The sequence below is a fragment of the Rhodococcus sp. P4_B6 genome (assembly GCF_056402215.1).
In genome coordinates, this window is sequence record NZ_JBFUHV010000019.1 from 19,857 (window position 1) to 39,940 (window position 20,084).

Genomic DNA, 20,084 nt, shown 5'->3' on the forward strand with positions numbered 1-20,084 from the left:
CGTGGACGACGCAACGGTCCAGCTGATCCTGGACAACCTGTGGCCGATGCTGAAGGCCACGATCACCATGACGATTCCCCTGACGATCATCAGCTTCACCATCGGTCTGGTGATCGCGTTGCTGGTGGCGCTCGCCCGGATCTCGTCGATCAGACCGCTGTCGATGCTGGCCCGCTTCTACGTCTCCATCATCCGCGGCACCCCGCTGCTGGTGCAGTTGTTCATCGTGTTCTACGCACTGCCGCAGTTCGGTGTGACGCTCGAACCGTTCCCGGCCGCGGTGATCGCGTTCAGCCTCAACGTCGGCGGCTACGCGGCCGAGGTGATCCGGGCGGCGATCCTGTCGATCCCCAAGGGACAGTGGGAAGCCGCGCAGACCATCGGCATGGGCTACACCACCACGCTGCAGCGGATCGTGCTGCCGCAGGCCACGCGGGTGGCCGTCCCGCCGCTGTCCAACACGCTGATCTCACTGGTGAAGGACACATCGCTGGCGTCGACGATCCTGGTGACCGAACTGCTGCGCGTCGCCCAGCTCGCGGCCGCGCCGACGTTCGACTTCTTCGCCCTCTACGGCATCGCGGCGCTGTACTACTGGGTGATCTGTATCTTCTTGTCGGCCGTCCAGGTCCGGCTCGAAGCCCGACTCGACAGGTATGTGGCCCGATGACCGACACCCCTCCCCTGCTTCAGGTATCCGGCGTCGAGAAGTCGTTCGGCGACCATCACGTTCTGCGCGACATCAGCTTCGACGTCGGGGCGGGCACGGTGACCGTCATCATCGGACCGTCGGGCTCCGGCAAGACGACGGTGTTGCGGACCCTCAATGCCCTGGACGTGGCGGACCGCGGGGTGATCTCCATCGGTGACGAGTCGGTGGACTTCGGCGCCGAGGTGGGCCGGTCGGCGCTGGCCAGGTTCCGCGCGCAGAGCGGCATGGTGTTCCAGGCCCACAATCTGTTTCCGCACAAGACGGCGATCCAGAACGTCACCGAGGGCCCGATCGTGGTGCAGAAGCGGCCCAAGGCCGAGGCGCGTGCGGACGCGATGCGGTTGCTGACGCAGGTCGGTCTCGCGGAGAAGGCGGACCAGTACCCGTACGAGTTGTCGGGCGGTCAGCAGCAGAGGGTCGGTATCGCCCGCGCGCTCGCCCTGAAGCCGAAACTGATGCTGTTCGACGAGCCCACGTCCGCGCTCGACCCGGAACTGGTCGGCGAGGTGTTGCGGGTGATCCGGGATCTCGCGACCGAGGGCTGGACGATGGTGATCGTGACCCACGAGATCCGGTTCGCGCAGCAGGTGGCCGACCAGGTGCTGTTCGTCGACAACGGTGTCGTACTCGAACGCGGCACCCCGAAAGACGTACTCGTCAATCCGACCAGTCCACGACTACGACAGTTCCTTCACCGGATCCTCGACCCGCTGTGAACGGTCAGCGCAGCGATTTCTCCATCAGCACGACGCTCGGCCACTCCACATCGAAGTCCCGGCGACCCACCAGGAAGAATCCCTGCTCCTCGTAGTAGTCGCGGAGCCGGGCGTTGGTTTCGACGCATTCGATCCGCACGACGGACGCGTCCTCGGAGCGGGCGTGCTCGTCGACCCACCGCAGCAACTGGGCGCCCAGTCCGGCGCTGGCGTGCCTGCGGTCGGTCATGACCCGGGCGACGTAGGCGGCCGGAATGTCGTCCTCGAGCCACACGTCCGGATCGGATCGCAGCACCCGGAGCGCCCCCACCACGATCCCCGCGAACAGCGCGACCCGCCATTCCCCGAACTCGATCTGCTCACGCACGTCGGCGAGCGAGACCTCACCGCGGGCGGGCGGATCGATTTCCCTGGCCAGGAGCCAATCCTCTGCGTCCCAGTGCATCTGAACGATGTCTTCAGCCTGCTCGAGTTCTGCCCGCTCCACGGTGACCGCCATGCACACACAGTAACCATCCCGCTGCGAGAACAAACCACCGCTGTAGCCGTGTCTATCTGCGACGATGTGACTGGAGTTACAGTTACATCCTGGGACAGTTACCTCAGGGCGGTGGTAGCGATGAACCTGTTTCGTGCGGTGGTCCTGATGACACTGTCCACCTGCGCGGCCGCGTATGTGTGCACCCACCCTCCGCGCGCGGCCGCCCAGCCCCTCGGGCCCGAATCCATTCTCCCGTCCCCCATCCTGGACGACGACTTCTTCGTGTGGCCGCCGAACGTCGCGGAGTTCGCGGCCGGCGAGATCATCCGCTCACGGGAAGTGACGCTCCGGGCGGTGCCGAACCCGCTGGTGCCGCACCGGGCCCACCAGATCATGGTGCGTTCCAACGATTCCAAGGACCGCCCCGTGCCGGTGACCGCGACGGTGCTGGTGCCGACGGCGGAGTGGACCGCGCCGGGTCCGAGACCGGTGGTCGACTACAACATGCCCATCGACTCGCTGGGCGCCCGGTGCACACCGTCCTACAAGATGGTGCACGACTGGCAGACCCTCGACCTGGACATCCCACCGGTGCTCTCGCTCTTCCTCGCGAAGAACTACGCGGTGCTCGTGCCCGACCACCAGGGACCACGGATGGCGTACAGCGCGGGGCGGATGGCGGGTCATGCCGTGCTCGACAGCATCCGCGGCATGAGGCGGCTTCCCGGCCTCGGGCTCTCGGACAGCCCGGTTCTCGCGACCGGATACAGCGGTGGTGCGATCGCCACCGGCTGGGCGGCGCAACTGCAGCCGACGTATGCACCGGACGTGCAACTCGCCGGCGCCGCCGCGGGCGGAACCCCCGCCGATTTCGGGTTGCTCCGCAGGACGATGAACGGCCAACTCAGTTCGGGTGTGTACCTGTCCGCCGTCCTCGGGCTCGCCCGCGAATACCCGGAGATGCTGATGCTGGCGAATCCGCTCGGTGTGGTGCTGGCGACGTCGCCGCTGAAGGACCAGTGCATCCTGGCCCTCGCACCGGCCGGGGTCGCCTCGCTGCCCGCCGAACTGTTCGCCGCCGTCCCCGACCCGTTCGGCAATCCCACAGCCCGAACGGTGGTCGCCGAGAACAGGATGGGCGCGCTCACCCCGACCGCGCCGGTGCTGCTGTATCACGGGTCGTCGCGAGTGTTCCTCGGCGACGAGTGGATCCCGGAGGACGGGGTGATCACACTGCAGCAGGAGTGGTGCCGCGGCGGTGCCGACGTCACCTATGCCCCGCAGTTCGGCGAGCACCTCACCGCCGCCGTGTTCGCGTTGCCCGAGGTGGTGCGCTGGATCGACGACCGGCTGGCCGGAGTGCCTGCGCCCGCGGGGTGCCGCTGACGGCTACCCGTGCCCGTGCGGCAGCAGCAGATCGGCCTGCCCGACCCCGGCGACGCGTGCCTCGTCGAGCCACGTCGCGGTCTGCTCCCGCGCCCGCGTGATCAGTTCGTCGGCGTCGCCGAAATCGGCGGGACTCGTGTCCAGCGGGCACAGCGGGGGCACCACCCGGATGTCCGCGACGCTCTCGTACCGCTCGATGTCGAGGGCGAGCCGCTGATTGATCGCGAGCGTCACCCCGAGCAACCCCATGCCCAGCGCACTTCCGGGGACCTTCGACAGGGTGCAGGCATATCCGGTGGGCAGTACCCACACGGTCGTCGCCCCCAGTTCGATCGCATGGGAGATGGGGGTGTTGTTGACGACCCCGCCGTCCATCAGCGCCCGGCCGTCGATCACCACGGGTGGGAGGATGCCGGGCAGCGACGCGCTGGCGGTGACGGCGTCGACGGCAGGCCCCGTCGACAGCCGGACGTCCTTGCCGGTGAGCACGTCGACGGCGATGACGTGCAGCGGGATCGGCGCATCCTCCATCCGTTCGAACCGCAGATGCTGCGCCAGCAACTTCCTGATGGCGCGGTTGGAGACCAGGTGGTTGCGGAGCCCGACGAAACCGGTGAACCCGGTGAGCAATCCGGCGGGAAACACCGCGCTGCGGGTGAGACCGCGCCACAGGTCGGCCAGTTCGCGCAGGTCCGCGTCGGAGGAACCGCCGGCGAGCCAGGCGCCGTTGAGCGCACCGACGGACGTGCCGACGATGAGGTCCGGCCGAATTCCCCTGCCGATCAGGGTCTGCAACATTCCGACCTCGATTGCCCCGAGGCTCGCCCCACCCGACAGAACGAAAGCTGTTGTCATGCCGCCACCGTAGCCGGTCAGCCTCGGCGGTACAGGCTCGCGATGTCGTCCGCGAAGCGCTCGGTCACCACGGGCCGCTTGATCTTCAGGGTGGCGGTCAGCTCCCCGCCGGCCTCCGTGAGGTCGCGGTCCAGCACGACGAACCGTTTGATCGACTCCGTGTGCGAGACGGTGGTGTTCGCGTCGTCCACGGCGTCCTGCAGGTCTCCGCGCAGTTCCTCGTCGTCACGCAGGTCCGCCACCRTGGCTTCGGACGGCTTGCCGTGCGCGGCCTTCCACTTGCCGAATTCCGGCGGATCCACGGTCAGCAGGGCCCCGATGAACGGGCGGCCGTCGCCCACCACCACCGCCTGCGAGACGAGGGGATGCGAGCGCAGCCGGTCCTCGAGCGGACCCGGTGACACGTTCTTGCCGCCGGCGGTGATCAGCAGATCCTTCTTGCGACCGGTGATGGTGACGTACCCGCTCTCGTCCAGGTCGCCGAGGTCGCCGGTGCGAAACCAGCCGTCGTCCAGCACTTCCCGGGTGGCGTGTTCGTTGCGCCAGTAGCCGCCGAACACGACGCCGCCGCGCAGTTCGATCTCGCCGTCCTCGGCGATGCGCACACTGTTGCCGCCCAGCGGCTGACCGACCGTCCCGATCCGCTGGGCGCCGGGGACGTTGACGCAGTGCGCGGCCGTCGATTCGGTGAGTCCGTAGCCCTCGTAGACCGGAACCCCGATGCCGCGGAAGAAATGGCCGAGCCTGGGCATGAGCGCCCCGCCACCCGAGATCGCCCACCAGCAGTCGCCGCCCAGGGCGGCACGGAGTTTCGCGTAGACGAGTATGTCGGCGACCGCGTGCTCGAGCCGGAGCCGCAGCGGCGCACCGCCGGTGTCCTGGGCCTCGCTGTACGCCACCGCCGTGGCCTCGGCGAAGTCGAAGATCCGCTTCTGCAGGCCTCCACCCGACGCCGCCTTGCGCGCCGCGCCGTCCCGCACCTTCTCGAACACGCGGGGAACACCGAGGATGGTGTTGGGCCGGAAACGTTCGAATTCACCCGTGACCGTGCCGAAGTCGGACCAGTGCGCCTGCGTCGCCCCGCCTTCGAACATCGCCAGCGACACCGCCCGCGCCAGCACGTGCGCCAGCGGAAGGAACGTCAGCACGCGGTTGCCCGGCCGGGCGACGTCGCCGATCGGCGCCGCGAGCAGCGACCGCACCTCCGACAGGAAGTTCCGGTGGGTGAGGATGCAGCCCTTGGGACGACCCGTGGTACCGGACGTGTACACGAGTGAGGCGAGATCGTTGGCGGTCAGCGCCACCACCCGCTTGAACACCTCGGAATCGTCGATCGACAACCCGTCCGTGATGAGCGTGCCCACCGCGTCCTCGTCGATGGTGAGGATGCGCTTCAGCGTGTAGGGGATGCCGTCACCCTCGAAACTCGACGCGTGGGCGGGGGTCTCCACGAGCGCGGCCACGGCCCCCGAATCCTCGATGATCCACCGGATCTGGTCGTGCGAGGAGGAATCGTAGATCGGGACGGACGCCGCGCCCGCCGCCCAGATCGCGTAGTCGAGCAGCGACCATTCGAATCTGGTCGACGACAGCAGTGCCACCCGGTCGCCGGGGCGTACCCCGTTGGCGATCAGACCCTTCGCGACCCCGGTGACGAGTGCACCGAAGTCCTTGGCCGTCACGTCGACCCACCCGCCGGACTCCGGACGCGTGTACATCACCCGATCCGGGTAGCTCTCGGCGTGCGCGAACACCCGGAGCACGGCGTTCTCGTGATCCGACACGGTGAACGTCGGGGCGCTGGTGTACTCACGCACGGGTGCCGTCTCCGATGCTGTCGTCTGTGTCGCCGCCCTGGCGGAACTTGCGGAGGTGCCGGGCGAACGCGGCGATCTCGGCGTCCGACCACGAGGCCACCCGGTCGCGGACTTCCTCCACCCGGCGGGCGTCGGCGCCGGCCAGCACCGCGACGCCGCCGTCGGTGAGGCTCAACGGGTGACCGCTGCGCAGCGGTCCCGGTTCGGCGTGCACCCAGCCCTCGTCGATGCAGCCCCGGAGTTGACGCGACACGGTGGAGCGGTGCACGCCGAACGCGTCCGAGATCTGGGTGGCCCGGCAACCCGGATTGCGGGCGACGAAGGAGAGCAGCGAATGTTGAGCGAACGTCGGGGATCCGACGGGAGGGCGGTCACCGGCGACCAGTTGACGGACGAGGCGGACGAGTTCGTCATGGACGGCCACCACGCCCGACGCGGGCGTTTCCTCCGGCTCGACCTCGTTGTGTTGCACACCGCAACTGTATCCGACCACCCTGGCGTCGACCACCCGCACCCCCGATTCCCGTTGCCCTTCGCTCGACTCACGTTCTGCCCATACTGCTACCGATGCGCCGGAAATTCATTCGGCCACAAACGTCACACGGTCACAATTGGAGAACGCTTTTCGCGCACCGCTACCGGCCGGACAACGGCCGGCGCCGGAAAAGCCGTTGCGGCCTGCGGCCCGGCCGATGCACTGTGTGCGCATGCTGATCAGACGCGAGAATGCAGGCGACGTCGACGCGGTGGCCGAGGTGCACCGGCAGGCTTTCGACGGCGACGCTCCCGTCGAAGTCGGACTCGTGACCCGGTTGCGGTCGAGCGACGACTGGATTCCGCAACTGGCCCTCGTCGCCGAAATCGACGGAACCGTCGTCGGCCACGTCTGCCTGACCCGCGCAACCGTCGACGCCACGGACGTACTCGCACTCGGCCCGATCGGCGTCCTCCCCGGTCTCCAGCGCGACGGGGTGGGTTCGGCGCTGATGCACGCCGTGCTCGGCGGCGCCGACGCCAGGGACGAACCGCTCGTCGCACTGCTCGGTCACCTCGACTACTACCCGCGGTTCGGCTTCGTCTCCGGAACGTCGGTCGGGATCGAGCCGGACCAGCCGTCGTGGTCGTCCCACTTCCAGGTACGCCGGCTCGCATGCTGGGATCCGTCCATCACCGGCACGTTCCGGTACGCCGCGCCCTTCTACGACCTGTGACGTCGAATCCGCTGGTAGTTTGAGGTGGAACATGTCACGGGGGTGAGCCGGAACCGAGGTAGGGAAACGATGGAGAACGCGGCCGACGGCGCCAGGGCAGGCGAGCCTGTGGATGCGTCCGTCACGACGACCATCGTCCGCCGGGTCCTCCGCGGCTGCGACGAGGAGTTCGCCGACTGGATTCAGACCGGGCTCGGACTCGCCCGCCTGTTCCCCGGGTTCCTCGGCGGGGGGTGGCTCAAGGAGAGCAGCACCTCCGATGTCTGCGTGATCGTCCTGAAGTTCGAAACCCAAGCCGCACTCGACAACTGGTTGACGTCGTCGCTGAGGAACGGGTGGCTCAGGACCGGCGGCAACATCGCGGTCGAGGCGCCGAACGAGCCGGCGTCGAACGTAGAGAGCCTGTTCGAGCGTCCCCGGCTCTGACGAACCGCCGTCAGGCGGACTCCCCCGGGATCGGGGCCCCCGCCGGCATCCCCTCCCCCAGATAGGTCTGATAGAACGGCCGCCAGTCCGCGGACGCATCGCGACGGTGGCCTGGCGTGTCCGCCCCGTCGAGGTGCCGGTCGAGGTCGGCGAGACAGACACTCCACCCGGCGGCGTTCCTGGCCGCCGTGTTGCGGACCTCGAGAACATTCACGAGCGTCAGTGCGCACCCCTCCGCGGTCGGCTCGACCTCGAAGTGGATCTCGTCCCCGCCCCAGGTGAACGCCAGGGTGTACGGCGCGCCGTACACCAGGACCGTCCCCGTCTCGGGGTCGCTGTGCGGGTCCGGGAAGAATTCGATGTCGCCGCCGGCGTAGGTGTCGAGCCGGACCCGAGACGGAAACCAGTGCGCGAGTTCGTCCGGCTCCGACACGGCCTCCCACAGCCTCTGCACGGCGAACGGGTACGTGCACCGGAACCGCACGGCGGGACGACCCTTGAACTCGAAATACCTTCCGTGGATCACCGGCCCACTCCTCGCTGTCGCACCTGACGACAGCTTGACACGCGAGACCGGCGTCCACACCGAAGTTGGCGGACAATTCCGCGCACCCTCCTCCCTTTCTGTCGGACAACTCCCCTACGGTGGCGGAGTGACGTCGCCTTGGTCGGAGGGACAGGTCGCATCGGTGGCGCCCGATGCCGGCTCGCTCGCTGCCGCCGCAAAGCTGTCGGCCGCGTGGACGCAGACGGGCGGCAACGGCGACGCACTGTGGGGACTGTGCCAGGGCAGCGGCAAGAGCCCCTACCGATCGGTCGTCGACCTCACCGGTCCGGCGTACCACTGCTCGTGCCCGAGCCGGAAGTTTCCGTGCAAGCACACGCTCGGGCTGCTGCTGATCTGGTCGCAGGGCCGGGTTCCGGAGCAGTCCGAACCGCCCGAGTTCGTGAACGACTGGCTGAGCCGGCGGGCCGGGCGGGCCGTGCCCGCGGCGGCCACGAGGACGGCCGGTGCGAAGGCCACCGAACGCCGAGCGGAACGAGTGGCGGCGGGCCTCGACGAACTCGACCTGTGGCTTACCGACCAGATCCGGGGCGGGCTCGGTGCGGCCGACATCTCGGCGTCCGCGTTCGACGCCATCGCGGCCCGCATGGTCGACGCACAGGCGCCGGGCGTCGCGTCCGCCCTGCGCCGCCTTCCGAGCGGCGTGGCCACCCGCGCCGACTGGCCGGACCGGTTGCTCCGCGAATACGCCAGGCTGCACCTTCTCGTCGTCGCCCATCGCCGCCTGCGCGAACTACCGGAACCGTTGCAGGCGTCGGTGCGTTCGCACGTCGGCTACCCGGTGGCCACCGACAGCGTGCGAGGCGAGCCGGGAGTCCGCGACCGGTGGATGGTCCTGGGTATGCAGACCACCGAGGAGAAGCGCCTCTTCACCCGCAAGGTGTGGTTGCTCGGCCGCGACCACGGTCGGCGCGCGATCCTCCTGGACTTCGCGCACGGCTCCGCCAACTTCTCGACGGTGATCCCGCCGCTCGGATCGCTCGTCGACGCCACCCTGCACTTCTACCCCGGCGCCGCGCCGCTGCGCGCCCAGTTCGGCGACACCCACGAGCCGCCCGAACCGTTCACGACGGTCGCACCGAGCGACATCGATACCGCACTCGACGACTTCGCCGCCGCGGTCGGAGCCGACCCGTGGATCCGCTCGTGGCCCGCCCTGCTCACCGGAGTCACCCCGGCATACGACGGCGGAAGCTGGTTCGTCGTCGACGGGCAGGGACGCGCGCTGCCGCTGTCCGGCGAGGATCCGGTCCTGTGGCGACTGCTCGGAATGTCCGGCGGCAGTCCCGTCACCGTGTTCGGGGAGTGGACCAGCGACTCCCTCGTTCCCGTGTCGGTGTTCGATCGTGGCGACGTGTACCCGCTCGTGGCCGCCGCGCCGTCGACCGCGGGGAGTCGGCGATGAGCGAACTCCTGTCCGCCGCACTGCTCGGCACGGCACGTTCCACTCCCTCGTTCGAGGGTCTGGCCACCGGCGAACTGGCGCAGTCGGTCGGTGGTGACCCGGCGGAGACCCTGCTGGGCGCCGCCGCGCTCGAGAACGCGTACCGCGACGGCGGAGTCGCCGCCTCCACCCGCGTGCTGCCCGCGCCCGCCGAGGACGATCCGCGGCTGCAGTTGCCGCCCGCGTCCGCCGCGCACCTGATGCAGTTGCTCGCCGCCAAATCGTGGACACTCACCGAGTGGTTTGCGGTGGTCGCCGAGCGGGGATACCGCGCGCCCGATCATCTCGTCGCCGACCTGATGGCGGTGGCACGCACGAACGACATCCACCGCGAGAGCATCCTGCGATTGGCAGGCCCCCGCGGCCAGTGGCTCGCCGCCCAGAACCCGGACTGGTCGATGCTGGTCCGGCGGTCCGATCGCACCGACGTGTGGACGCACGGCGCGCACCTGGAACGGCTGCTCTGGCTCACGACGATGCGGGCGGTGAACCCGGCGATCGCGCTGGCCGAACTGCGTCGCACCTGGGATTCCGAACGGGGCGAGCACCGGGCGGCGTTCATCGCGGTCCTGGGCACGGGGCTCGGCGACGCCGACTCGGACCTGCTCGAGCACGCACTCGACGACCGGCGGAAAGAGGTGCGGCAGCAGGCGGTCCAGTTGCTGCGGCAGCTGCCGAACTCCGCGTACGCCGAGCGGATGGCCGCCCGCGCCCGCGCGTGGGTGCGGGTGGAGAAGAAGCCGTTGCGCACCCGCCTCGTGGTGAACATGCCGGGTTCCCTGGACGATTCGGCCCGTCGCGACGGAATCGAGGACGTCCACTTCAAGAACAAGGGAATCCGCAGCTGGTGGTTGCGGATGGTGGTCACCGCCGCCCCCTTGCCGGTGTGGGAAGGCATGATCGGCTCGGCCTCCGGCGCGTGGGAGATCCGGATCGAAGACCAGTGGCGGGAGGTGATGATGGAGGCGTGGACCAACGCCACCGTGCTCCAGCGCAATCCGCGCTGGGCGTCCGCCCTGCTGCACCGTGAGGGACGGACGACCGAACGTCGCGTGGTGCCGATCGTCCCCGCTCGCGAACGGCTCGCCTACATTCTGTCGGGCCACGCCGACAGCTACCTGCTGGGCGTCGACGGCGCCGCACTGTTCGAGGGGCTCCCCCACCCGTGGCCGCTGGACCTCGCCGAACGGGTGATCGCCCGCCTCGAGGACGTGGCCGGGCGGCACGCCGAGACCGGCAAGGACCTCGGTCAGTTCTCCCGGCACAGCCACTATTCGACCCTCCGCAGCGCGGAGACACACTTCCCGTTCGCTGCGGCGCCGCTGCTCCGGGCGGCCGCCGAACGCACCCGTGACCCGGGCTGGCAGCAGGCGTTCGCCACTGTCGCCGCCAACATCGACCATCGCAGAACAGTCCTGAAGGAGCTCGAGTGACCGAGATCGCGGCCGGCCCGGCCGACCTGCTACGACCCCACGCCGAGCAGGCCTACGCCGACGAACTCGCCGCCCTCGCCGCGCAGGACACCCGGCCCCGGCCACCGTCGTGGAAGTTGTCGCCGTGGGCGGTCGTGACGTACCTGCTCGGCGGCGAACTCGACGACGGCACGGTCATCACCCCCAAGTACGTCGGTCCCCGGCGGCTGATCGAGGTAGCGGTCGCGACGCTCGCCACCGACCGCGCACTGCTTCTGCTCGGCGTGCCCGGAACCGCCAAGACGTGGGTGTCCGAACACCTGTCGGCTGCGGTGTCCGGCGAGTCGACCCTGCTCGTCCAGGGAACGTCGGGCACACCCGAGGAGGCCATCCGGTACGGCTGGAACTACGCGAGGCTCCTCGCCGAGGGTCCGACCGCGGGCGCACTCGTTCCGTCCCCGGTGATGACGGCCATGCAGGGTGGCCGTATCGCGCGCGTCGAGGAACTGACCCGCATTCCCGCCGACGTGCAGGACGCGCTCATCACCGTGCTGTCGGAGAAGACGCTGCCGATCCCCGAACTGGGCACCGAGGTGCAGGCCACCAAGGGTTTCAACCTGATCGCCACCGCCAACGACCGAGACCGCGGCGTCAACGACCTGTCCTCCGCGCTGCGCAGGCGTTTCAACACGGTCGTCCTGCCCCTGCCCGCCGACGAGGAGGACGAGGTCGCCATCGTCGCGCGGCGAGTCGAGCAACTCGGGTCCTCCCTGGAACTGCCGGCAGTCCCGGCGACGGACGACGAGATCCGGCGTGTGGTCACCGTGTTCCGGGAACTGCGGTCCGGCGCCACGAGCGACGGTCGCACCAAGCTGAAGTCGCCGTCCGGAACGCTGTCGACGGCGGAGGCGATCTCCGTGGTCACCAACGGACTCGCCCTCGCCGCGCACTTCGGGGACGGGGTGCTCCGTCCCTCCGACGTCGCCGCAGGCATCCTCGGGTCCGTACTGAAGGACCCGGTGGCCGACCGGGTGGTGTGGACGGAATACCTCGAGGCCGTGGTCCGCGAACGGGAGGGCTGGGCCGACTTCTACCGGGCGTGCCGCGAGGTCACCGGGTGAGCACCAGGGCGATGAGCCCGCCGGCGGGCGACGTCCGAGTCTTCGGCATCCGCCACCACGGGCCCGGTTCCGCACGATCGGTGCGTCGCGCGCTCGACGAGTTCGTCCCCGACGCCGTGCTGATCGAAGGGCCCGCCGACGCCGATCCGCTGGTCGCGCTGACCGCGTCCGGCACCATGGAACCCCCGGTGGCGCTGCTCGCGTATGCCACCGGCGAACCCCGGACGGCGGCGTTCTGGCCGTTCGCCGTGTTCTCCCCGGAGTGGCAGGCGCTGTCGTGGGCGGCCGGACACGGCGTCGACGTGCGCTTCTGCGACCTTCCGGCCGCCAACACCCTCGCCGCCGACCGCGCCGAGTCCCGTTCCGAGGATCCACTGGCGGCGCTGGCCGCGGCGGCCGGCTACGACGACACCGAACGCTGGTGGGACGCCGTCATCGAATCCGGTTCGGGGGCCGACTCGTTCGACGCGATCACCGACGCCATAACCGCGCTGCGCGGCACCGTCGAACTCGACGAACCCACCAGCAGACGCGAGGCGTACATGCGCCAGACCCTGCGGAAGGTGATCAAGGGCGGTGCCGTGCGGATCGCGGTGGTGTGCGGCGCCTGGCACGCCCCGGCACTCGCCGGACCCCTCGGACCGGCCACCGCGGACGCGCGAATCCTCAAGGGAATCCCCAAGATCAAGACCTCGCTGACGTGGGTGCCGTGGACGCATTCGCGGCTGTCCACGGCGTCCGGATACGGCGCCGGCATCACCTCCCCCGGCTGGTATCACCACCTGTTCACCGCCCCAGACCGCACGATCACCCGGTGGCTCACGAAGGTCGCGCGGGTGCTGCGGGACGAGGACCTTCCCGTGTCGAGTGCACACGTCATCGAATCCGTCCGTCTCGCAGACACGTTGGCCGCGTTGCGGGCGCGGCCGCTGGCCGGACTCTCCGAGGTCACCGAAGCCACCCGCGCCGTGATGTGCGACGGGGACGACGTCCTGCTCGACCTGATCACGCGTCGCCTCGTCGTCGGCGAGGCCCTCGGCGCCGTCCCCGACGACACCCCGACCGTTCCGCTCGACGCCGACCTGCGTGCCCGGGCGAAGACCCTGCGCCTGAAGCAGCAGGCCACCGAGAAGACCATCGACCTCGACCTCCGCCGGGACAACGACGTCGCGCGGTCCCGGCTCCTGCACCGCCTGCAGATCCTCGGTGTCGACTGGGGCACCCCGGCCGACAGCGACGTCCGYGGCACCGGCACGTTCCGTGAGACGTGGTCGCTCACCTGGCAACCCGAACTGGCGGTGTCGATCATCGAGGCGTCGCTGTGGGGCACCACCGTCGAGGCCGCGGCGACGGCGAAGGTCCGTGAGGAGGCGGCGGCCGGCGACGTCTCCCTCGCCCGGCTCACCGGGCTGCTCGAGCAGGCGCTGCTGTCGGATCTCGGCGACGCCCTGGCCGAACTGTTGCGCGCGCTGGAGACCGCGGCCACGCTCGACCACGACGTCATGCACCTGATGGACGCGCTGCCCGCGCTGACCCGCACCCTGCGGTACGGCGACGTCCGCGGCACCGACGTCTCGTCCCTCACCCGCGTCACCGACAGCCTCCTCGTCCGTATCTGCGCGGGACTGCCGTCGGCGATGTCCGGTTTGGACGACGACAGTGCCCTCGACCTGCGCCGCGCCGTCGACGACGTCCACGCGGCGGTGATGTTGCGCGACGACGACCGTGCGTCGGCGCGGTGGCTCGGCACGCTCACCGGCCTCGTCGACCGCACCGACGTGAACGGCCTCGTGATCGGGCGCATGGTCCGACTACTCCGCGACGCGGGCGCCGTCAGCGAAACCGAGGCCGCCACCCGGCTGTCGCGGGCGCTGTCCGTGGGCGCCGACCCGTCGGCCAAGGCCGGGTGGGTCGACGGCTTCCTCGGCGGCGGAGGGCTGCTGCTGGTCCACGACCGGCAACTGCTGCGACTGCTCGACGGGTGGGTGTCGGGGCTGCGCGAGCAGGATTTCGTCGACGTGCTGCCGCTGCTGCGGCGCACGTTCGGCAGCTTCGAGACCGGGGAACGCCGGGCCATCGGACAGTCCGTCGAGGGTGGCTCCACGGCCGAGACCCCCGCCGAGGTCGATGCCCGGCGCGGCACCGTCGCGATCCGCACCGTCGCCGACATCCTGGGGGTGACGTCGTGACCGAAGACGCGGAGCGGCTACGTCGGTGGCGACTCCTGCTCGGCAACGCCGCCGAGGAATCCACCGGCGGACTGGCGTCCAGGACGGACGCGGCGATGGACGGCGCACTGGCCGCGCTGTACGACACCAGCAGCGACGGGTCGAAGAGCCGCCGGCGCACTGCGGGTCTCGGCGGATCGGCACCGAAGGTCGCACGCTGGCTCGGCGACATCCGCACCTACTTCCCGAGCAGCGTCGTGCAGGTGATGCAGAAGGACGCCATCGACCGGCTCGGCCTCACCCAACTGCTCCTCGAACCCGAACTGCTCGACGCCGTCGAACCGGACGTCCACCTCGTCGGCACCCTCCTGAGCCTCAACCGGGTGATGCCCGAGACCAGCAAGGCCACCGCCCGGATGGTCGTCGAGAAGGTGGTCCGGGAGGTGGAGGACCGGATCGCGCAGAAGACCAGAACCGCCGTCACCGGTGCCCTCAACCGTTCCGCCCGAATCACCAATCCCCGGCACCGCGACATCGACTGGAATCGCACCATCCGCGCCAACCTCGCGCACTACCTGCCCGAGCACAAGACGGTGGTGCCGGAGCGGTTGCTCGGCTACGGCCGCCGATCGCAGGCCGTGCAGCGCGACGTCGTCCTCGCCATCGACCAGTCCGGCTCGATGGCGTCGAGCGTCGTGTTCGCGTCCGTGTTCGGCGCGGTGCTCGCGTCGATGCGCGCGCTGAAGACGTCGCTGGTCGTGTTCGACACGGCAGTCGTCGACCTCACCGACAAGCTGTCCGATCCCGTCGACGTGCTGTTCGGCACGCAACTCGGCGGCGGCACCGACATCAACCGGGCAATCGCCTACAGCCAGTCACTGATCGACAGGCCGGCGGAATCGTTGTTCGTGCTGATCTCCGACCTGTACGAGGGCGGGATCCGCGCGGAGATGCTCCGCCGGATGGCGGCGATGAAGAACGCGAGTGTCCAGGTGGTGGTGCTGCTCGCTCTGTCCGACGACGGCGCCCCGTCGTTCGATCACGACAACGCGGCGGCCCTCGGTGCGCTCGGCATTCCCGCGTTCGCCTGCACACCGGACACATTCCCGGAACTGCTGGCGCTCGCACTGGAACGCGGCGACATCGGCAGGTGGGCGGACGGGCTCCAGCAGGGGTGACGGCGGGGTCAGCCGGCAGCCATCCGGCGCTCGCTGTGCAGTTCGGGGTGTGCGTCGGCACGGATCCTGAGCAGGACCAGGCCGGACACCGACGCGACGATCAACGACGCGACCGTCCACGGGACGTGCAGTTCGGAGATCCCGACTCCCGCACCGACGAGTCCCACGACGAGCAGGCTCCACATGATCGCTTTGACTGGACCGGACCCCATGACAACGCTCCTTCACCGAGATACGTACATCCCCCGTGAGTTCTGATGTGCGCGCAGAACGTTAGCTGCGTCACACGGGGGTCCTCGTGCGACACGTCGAAAACGCTCTTTCCGATACCAATCCGAGACCTGCCCCCGTGAGTACTTGTTAACCGCCCGCGGTTAACAAGTAYTCACGGGTGGGCTAGATGATGCTGACGGTGCCCTGGGTCGTCGCCGCCGCGAGCACGCGCAGGTGGTCGTCGGAGCCGCCGAGGGTGTGCTCGATGGCGGTCAGCCGGCTCACGTAGTGCCCGACCGGGTACTCGGCTGTCATGCCGATGCCGCCGTGCATCTGGATCGCTTCCTGCCCGATCGTCCGGGCCGACCGGCCGATCTGCAGCTTGGCGCGGGACGCGACCACCGGGTCCACGGTTCCGTCGGCCAGCGACATCGTGGCGTAGAGACTCATGCTGCGGGCCAGTTCCAGCAGCACGTACATGTCTGCCGCACGGTGGGTGAGTGTCTGGAACTTCGCGATCGGGACGCCGAACTGCTTGCGGGTCTTCAGGTACTCGGTCGTCAGCCGCAACGCCTCCTCCATCGCGCCGACGGCCTCCGCGCACAGTGCCGCCTGCGCCCGGATGTGTGCGCCCTCGATCGCCGCAGCCGCGTCGCCGCCCGCACCGAGCGGCTCGGCCGGGGTGCCGGACAGTTCCACCTGCGCGGCCCGCAGTCCGTCGTGGGTCGCGTAGGGGGTGCGGGTCAGGCCGGCGGCGTCGCCGTCGACGAGGAACAGTCCGACCCCGCCGTCCGGGAGTGTCGCGCTGACGACCAGCATGTTCGCGCCGCCACCGTGCGGAACAGGATTCTTCGTACCTGTCAGGGTCCACGCGTCGCCATCCTTCGTCGCGGTCGTGGACACCCGGGCCGACGGCCAGCGCACGCCCGGTTCCCGATCGGCGAAGGCCAGCAGGAGGGTGCCCTCGGACACGTCCGGGAGAATCCGGCGACGCTGCTCCGTACTGCCGGCCGCAGCGATCAGACCGCCCGGCACGAGCACGGCGTCGAGGACCGGTTCGGGGGCGAGGCGGCGGCCTATCTCGGTCATCACCGATGCCACCTCGACGGGTCCGGCGCCCATTCCCCCGTCTTCCTCGTCGAAGCTCAGGCCGAGCAGCCCCACCTCGGCGAGTTGCTTCCAGACCTGCGGGCTCCACCCCTGCTCGGTATCGGTGACAGCGTTGCGCTTCTCCGCGTCGTAGCTGCGCCCCAGCAGTTCGCGGATGGTGTCGCGCAGCAGTTTCTGTTCGTCGGTCAGGTCGAAGTCCATGTCACGCCCTCACAATCCGAGGATCGAGGAGGCGATGATGCTGCGCTGCACTTCGCTCGATCCGCTGTAGATGGAAACCTTGCGGTAGTTCAGATAGGTCGGTGCCGTCCGCTGCGCCCAGAGCGGTGAGGAGATGCCGTCACCGGCGGCGAAGGGTAGGGAGTCGGGGCCCGCGACGTCGGTCAGCAGTTCGAGTGTCGCCTGCTGCAGTTCGGACCCGCGCAGCTTCAGCAGCGACGACGCCGGGTTCGGCTTGCCGTCGGCCGAACTCGCGACGACCCGCAGCTGGGTGAGCTCGAGCGCGATGATCTCGTTCTCCAGTTCCGCGATGCGGGCGGCGAACAGCGGGTCCTCGAGCAGCGTCCCCTCGCCGACCGAGATCTCCGCGGCGCGCTTCTTCGCCTGCGCGAGCCGGACCTTGGAGAATCCCAGGCGGGTGACGCCGGCGCGCTCGTTGCCGAGCAGGAACTTGGCGTAGCTCCAGCCCTGGTTCTCCTCACCCACGAGATTCTCGGCGGGCACGCGCACGTCCTCGAAGAAGACCTCGTTGACCTCGTGGCCTCCGTCGATCAGCTTGATCGGGCGCACTGTGACGCCGGGCGTCTTCAGGTCGACGAGGATGAACGAGATGCCGGCCTGCTTCTTGGGGGCATCCGGGTTGGTGCGGGCGAGGACGAAGATCCAGTCTGCGTGCTGCGCGAGGGTGGTCCACGTCTTCTGGCCGTTGATCACGTAGTCGTCGCCGTCGCGGACGGCGCGGGTCTTCAGCGACGCGAGGTCGGAACCGGCCTCGGGCTCGGAAAATCCCTGGCACCACCAGATGTCGAGGTTGGCGGTCGCGGGAAGGAACTTCTCCTTCTGCTCCTGCGAACCGAACGCCGCGATGACGGGGCCCACCATGCTGGTGTTGAACGCGAGCGGCTCGGGCACCGACGCGAGCTGCAGCTCGTCGAGCCAGATGTGCTTCTGCACCGGCGTCCAGTCGCGGCCGCCCCACTCGACCGGCCAGTGCGGCGTCGCGAGCCCGTTGGCGTTCAGAATCCGCTGAGACTCGATGAAGCCTTCTTTCCCCACTTCTTCGCCCCGCGCATACCGCTCGCGGATCTCCGCCGGAATCTGTGTGGTGAAGAACGTTCGCATCTCGTCGCGGAACGCCAGCTCCTCGTCGGTCAGGGCCAGATTCATCGGAATTCCTTCGCACTCGAGGTCGGATTCATGTTCTGGTCCCGACGGTACCCCCACCTCCCGCGGGACACCACGACATCCCCAGTTGTAGTCACAATGACCACATCAGTGATACCGTTTCGTAGTCACTACGACTACAAGGAGTTCCCGTGATCGCACTACTCGTCGACTGGCTCAATTCGGCCGCGGTGACGTCGTTCGGGACGACGACGAGCTGGGCCGAAGTGCTCGGTTTCGCGTCGGGCGCCGTGTGCGTCTGGCTCGTCGCCCGGCAGTCCACCTGGAACTGGCCGATCGGAATCGCGAACAACCTGGTCTGGATCCTGCTGTTCTACGCAGCCGGACTCTTCGCCGACTCGGCCCTCCAACTGGTCTACATCGCGCTCGCCGTGGCCGGGTGGATCCGGTGGATCCGCGGTCGCGCCGGCAACCCGTTGCCCGTCACCGGGACGTCGCCGGAGGAATGGAGGTGGCTCGCCGGGACCGGCATCGTCGGCACCGCCGCCTTGACCGTGCTCCTGCACACGGCGACGTCGTCCACGGTCCCGTTCTGGGACGCCGTCACCACAGCCCTCTCGCTGCTGGCCACCTGGGGACAGGTGAACAAGCGCTGGGAATCGTGGCTGCTGTGGATTGCGGCCGATCTGGTCTACGTCCCGCTCTACCTGCACAAGGGTCTGACGCTGACGGCCCTGCTGTACGTCGGCTTCCTCGTGCTCTGCGTCCGCGGTCTCCTCGAGTGGCGCAGGTCGTCGGGACTCCCCGCCCTCGCGACGACCGCGAGCAGGTGACCGCAATGCGCGACCACGCGCTCGTGATCGGAAAGTTCTATCCCCCGCACGCCGGGCACCACCTGCTGATCCGGGAGGCGGCGCGGGTAGCCGCCCGGGTGACGGTGGTGGTGATGGCGTCCCGGGTCGAGTCGATTCCCTTGGCGGACAGAGTGTCCTGCCTCGCCGAATCGCATGCGGGCGACCGCACGGTGACCGTGACCGGCATCGCGTGCGACGCCCCGATGGACCTGGCGTCGCGACCGGTGTGGGCCGCCCAGGTGGCGTGCATGCGCGCCGCGGTGCGCCAGGTCACCGGAATCGCCGTCGACGTGGTCGTGTCGAGCGAGAAGTACGGCGACGACCTCGCCCGCTGGTTCGACGCCGTCCACGTCCCCGTCGACCCCGAGCGGGTCCGGTTCCCGATTTCGGGAACCGCCTGTCGAGGCGACCTCGCCGGCAATTGGGAACACCTCGACGCGCCCGCGCAGGCACTGCTCACCACCCGGATCGTGGTGCTCGGCGCGGAATCCACCGGGACCACCACCGTCAGTCATGCGCTGGCGCAGCGCTTCCGCGCCCGCGGCGGGATCTGGCGGCGCACGCACTGGGTTCCCGAATACGGTCGCACGGCAACCGCCGACAAGCTGGCGAGAGCCCGCGTCGCCGACGCGTCCGCCGGCGTCGACGACCTCGTCTGGATCGGGCAGGATTTCGCCGACATCGCCCGCATCCAGAACGAGTGGGAAGAGGCGGCGGCGCGGTCGGGGTCGCCCCTGACGATCTGCGACACCGACGCAGAAGCCACCACCGTGTGGGAGCGGCGCTACCTCGGCCCCGACAGCACCCGGGCGCACGACCACCGGCCGGGCCGCCATGCCCTGTACCTCATTACCGACCACGTCGGTGTCCCCTTCGTGCAGGATGGGTTGCGTGACGGAGAGTCGATCCGGGAGGAGATGACAGAGTGGTTCGTCGATGCACTCACCGCCGCCGGGCGGTCGTGGGTGATGCTGACCGGGAGCCAGGCAGAGCGTCTCGACCTCGCGACGCAGGTCACTGAACAGGCACTCGCCCACCGATCGACGTTCGCCGCACCACTGGGAGGCTGAC

20 protein-coding genes are annotated in these 20,084 nt (G+C 69.3%); 12 read left to right on the forward strand and 8 right to left on the reverse strand.

Annotated features, from left to right (window positions below; genetic code table 11):
• The first annotated feature begins 1 nt into the window (after window position 1).
• Together AC1DWT_RS11945 and AC1DWT_RS11950 are read left to right on the forward strand one after the other, a co-directional pair.
• Window positions 2–670 carry an amino acid ABC transporter permease gene (locus tag AC1DWT_RS11945; protein WP_072940214.1) on the forward strand — a complete coding sequence of 223 codons (669 nt, stop codon included), beginning with the start codon at window positions 2–4 and terminating at the stop codon, window positions 668–670.
• Window positions 667–1,428 (forward strand): amino acid ABC transporter ATP-binding protein, encoded by a 762-nt coding sequence (locus tag AC1DWT_RS11950; RefSeq protein WP_072940212.1) that lies wholly within the window; start codon window positions 667–669, stop codon window positions 1,426–1,428. Before AC1DWT_RS11945 ends, AC1DWT_RS11950 begins: the two co-directional genes overlap by 4 nt.
• A 4-nt stretch (window positions 1,429–1,432) precedes the next feature.
• Here AC1DWT_RS11950 and AC1DWT_RS11955 read toward each other — a convergent pair whose 3' ends face one another.
• Window positions 1,433–1,927, reverse strand: a complete 495-nt coding sequence (locus AC1DWT_RS11955) for a GNAT family N-acetyltransferase (protein WP_072940209.1) — start codon at window positions 1,925–1,927, stop codon at window positions 1,433–1,435.
• A gap of 120 nt (window positions 1,928–2,047) precedes the next feature.
• On the opposite strand from AC1DWT_RS11955, the gene AC1DWT_RS11960 reads away from it, so the two are divergent.
• Entirely contained in the window at window positions 2,048–3,295 is a 1,248-nt protein-coding gene (locus AC1DWT_RS11960; RefSeq protein WP_477920678.1) for a lipase family protein, read from the forward strand.
• 3 nt (window positions 3,296–3,298) lie between these two features.
• Here AC1DWT_RS11960 and AC1DWT_RS11965 read toward each other — a convergent pair whose 3' ends face one another.
• From AC1DWT_RS11965 to AC1DWT_RS11975, 3 genes are read right to left on the reverse strand one after another with little or no spacing between them, the layout of a single operon-like run.
• Entirely contained in the window at window positions 3,299–4,150 is an 852-nt protein-coding gene (locus tag AC1DWT_RS11965) for a patatin-like phospholipase family protein (RefSeq protein ID WP_072940204.1), read from the reverse strand.
• 17 nt (window positions 4,151–4,167) lie between these two features.
• Window positions 4,168–5,967 (reverse strand): AMP-dependent synthetase/ligase, encoded by a 1,800-nt coding sequence (locus AC1DWT_RS11970; RefSeq protein ID WP_477920681.1) that lies wholly within the window; start codon window positions 5,965–5,967, stop codon window positions 4,168–4,170.
• A complete protein-coding gene (locus AC1DWT_RS11975) occupies window positions 5,960–6,481 on the reverse strand; it encodes a MarR family winged helix-turn-helix transcriptional regulator (RefSeq protein ID WP_095862600.1) in 522 nt (173 codons plus the stop codon). The genes AC1DWT_RS11970 and AC1DWT_RS11975 overlap by 8 nt, the downstream gene beginning before the upstream one ends.
• A gap of 193 nt (window positions 6,482–6,674) precedes the next feature.
• Between AC1DWT_RS11975 and AC1DWT_RS11980 the strand changes: the two genes are divergently transcribed.
• Both AC1DWT_RS11980 and AC1DWT_RS11985 read left to right on the forward strand, forming a co-directional pair.
• Complete coding sequence (locus AC1DWT_RS11980; RefSeq protein ID WP_095862599.1) at window positions 6,675–7,178, forward strand: GNAT family N-acetyltransferase; 504 nt, start codon at window positions 6,675–6,677, stop codon at window positions 7,176–7,178.
• 69 nt (window positions 7,179–7,247) lie between these two features.
• Window positions 7,248–7,604: an antibiotic biosynthesis monooxygenase gene (locus AC1DWT_RS11985; protein WP_072940196.1), complete on the forward strand. Its 357-nt coding sequence runs from the start codon at window positions 7,248–7,250 to the stop codon at window positions 7,602–7,604.
• A 10-nt stretch (window positions 7,605–7,614) separates the two neighbouring features.
• Here AC1DWT_RS11985 and AC1DWT_RS11990 read toward each other — a convergent pair whose 3' ends face one another.
• Window positions 7,615–8,130, reverse strand: a complete 516-nt coding sequence (locus AC1DWT_RS11990; protein ID WP_095862598.1) for an SRPBCC family protein — start codon at window positions 8,128–8,130, stop codon at window positions 7,615–7,617.
• Window positions 8,131–8,257: 127 nt separating this feature from the next.
• Between AC1DWT_RS11990 and AC1DWT_RS11995 the strand changes: the two genes are divergently transcribed.
• Genes AC1DWT_RS11995 through AC1DWT_RS12015 form a run of 5 tightly spaced genes read left to right on the forward strand, consistent with a single transcriptional unit; the run spans window position 8,258 to window position 15,492 of the window.
• Window positions 8,258–9,574, forward strand: coding sequence for an SWIM zinc finger family protein (locus AC1DWT_RS11995; protein WP_477920684.1), 1,317 nt, complete (start codon window positions 8,258–8,260; stop codon window positions 9,572–9,574).
• A complete protein-coding gene (locus AC1DWT_RS12000) occupies window positions 9,571–11,046 on the forward strand; it encodes a DUF5691 domain-containing protein (RefSeq protein WP_477920686.1) in 1,476 nt (491 codons plus the stop codon). Before AC1DWT_RS11995 ends, AC1DWT_RS12000 begins: the two co-directional genes overlap by 4 nt.
• On the forward strand, window positions 11,043–12,146 hold the full coding sequence (locus tag AC1DWT_RS12005; protein WP_072940182.1) for an ATP-binding protein: 1,104 nt from the start codon (window positions 11,043–11,045) through the stop codon (window positions 12,144–12,146). Before AC1DWT_RS12000 ends, AC1DWT_RS12005 begins: the two co-directional genes overlap by 4 nt.
• A gap of 11 nt (window positions 12,147–12,157) precedes the next feature.
• On the forward strand, window positions 12,158–14,335 hold the full coding sequence (locus tag AC1DWT_RS12010) for a DUF5682 family protein (RefSeq protein WP_477920725.1): 2,178 nt from the start codon (window positions 12,158–12,160) through the stop codon (window positions 14,333–14,335).
• The gene (locus tag AC1DWT_RS12015; protein ID WP_072940179.1) at window positions 14,332–15,492 is read left to right on the forward strand and encodes a VWA domain-containing protein; all 1,161 of its coding nucleotides are present in this window, start codon (window positions 14,332–14,334) and stop codon (window positions 15,490–15,492) included. The genes AC1DWT_RS12010 and AC1DWT_RS12015 overlap by 4 nt, the downstream gene beginning before the upstream one ends.
• An 8-nt stretch (window positions 15,493–15,500) precedes the next feature.
• Here AC1DWT_RS12015 and AC1DWT_RS12020 read toward each other — a convergent pair whose 3' ends face one another.
• The 3 genes from AC1DWT_RS12020 to AC1DWT_RS12030 all read right to left on the reverse strand — a co-directional run bounded on the left by AC1DWT_RS12020 (window position 15,501) and on the right by AC1DWT_RS12030 (window position 18,201).
• Window positions 15,501–15,704, reverse strand: coding sequence for a hypothetical protein (locus tag AC1DWT_RS12020; RefSeq protein ID WP_012688808.1), 204 nt, complete (start codon window positions 15,702–15,704; stop codon window positions 15,501–15,503).
• Between the two features lie 184 nt (window positions 15,705–15,888).
• The gene (locus tag AC1DWT_RS12025) at window positions 15,889–17,016 is read right to left on the reverse strand and encodes an acyl-CoA dehydrogenase family protein (RefSeq protein ID WP_095862594.1); all 1,128 of its coding nucleotides are present in this window, start codon (window positions 17,014–17,016) and stop codon (window positions 15,889–15,891) included.
• Between the two features lie 9 nt (window positions 17,017–17,025).
• Window positions 17,026–18,201 (reverse strand): acyl-CoA dehydrogenase family protein, encoded by a 1,176-nt coding sequence (locus AC1DWT_RS12030; protein WP_095862593.1) that lies wholly within the window; start codon window positions 18,199–18,201, stop codon window positions 17,026–17,028.
• Between the two features lie 149 nt (window positions 18,202–18,350).
• Between AC1DWT_RS12030 and pnuC the strand changes: the two genes are divergently transcribed.
• The gene (gene pnuC, locus AC1DWT_RS12035) at window positions 18,351–18,992 is read left to right on the forward strand and encodes a nicotinamide riboside transporter PnuC (RefSeq protein WP_095862592.1); all 642 of its coding nucleotides are present in this window, start codon (window positions 18,351–18,353) and stop codon (window positions 18,990–18,992) included.
• Between the two features lie 5 nt (window positions 18,993–18,997).
• Window positions 18,998–20,083: an AAA family ATPase gene (locus AC1DWT_RS12040; RefSeq protein ID WP_072940442.1), complete on the forward strand. Its 1,086-nt coding sequence runs from the start codon at window positions 18,998–19,000 to the stop codon at window positions 20,081–20,083.
• The last annotated feature ends 1 nt before the right edge of the window (window position 20,084 follow it).

Coding starts and splice junctions, on each gene's coding strand:
- AC1DWT_RS11950 (WP_072940212.1), top strand. CDS start 667: ATGACCGACACCCCTCCCCTGCTTCAGGTATCCGGCGTCGAGAAGTCG.
- AC1DWT_RS11955 (WP_072940209.1), bottom strand. CDS start 1,927: ATGGCGGTCACCGTGGAGCGGGCAGAACTCGAGCAGGCTGAAGACATC.
- AC1DWT_RS11960 (WP_477920678.1), top strand. CDS start 2,048: ATGAACCTGTTTCGTGCGGTGGTCCTGATGACACTGTCCACCTGCGCG.
- AC1DWT_RS11965 (WP_072940204.1), bottom strand. CDS start 4,150: ATGACAACAGCTTTCGTTCTGTCGGGTGGGGCGAGCCTCGGGGCAATC.
- AC1DWT_RS11980 (WP_095862599.1), top strand. CDS start 6,675: ATGCTGATCAGACGCGAGAATGCAGGCGACGTCGACGCGGTGGCCGAG.
- AC1DWT_RS11985 (WP_072940196.1), top strand. CDS start 7,248: ATGGAGAACGCGGCCGACGGCGCCAGGGCAGGCGAGCCTGTGGATGCG.
- AC1DWT_RS12000 (WP_477920686.1), top strand. CDS start 9,571: ATGAGCGAACTCCTGTCCGCCGCACTGCTCGGCACGGCACGTTCCACT.
- AC1DWT_RS12020 (WP_012688808.1), bottom strand. CDS start 15,704: ATGGGGTCCGGTCCAGTCAAAGCGATCATGTGGAGCCTGCTCGTCGTG.
- AC1DWT_RS12025 (WP_095862594.1), bottom strand. CDS start 17,016: ATGGACTTCGACCTGACCGACGAACAGAAACTGCTGCGCGACACCATC.
- AC1DWT_RS12030 (WP_095862593.1), bottom strand. CDS start 18,201: ATGAATCTGGCCCTGACCGACGAGGAGCTGGCGTTCCGCGACGAGATG.
- AC1DWT_RS12040 (WP_072940442.1), top strand. CDS start 18,998: ATGCGCGACCACGCGCTCGTGATCGGAAAGTTCTATCCCCCGCACGCC.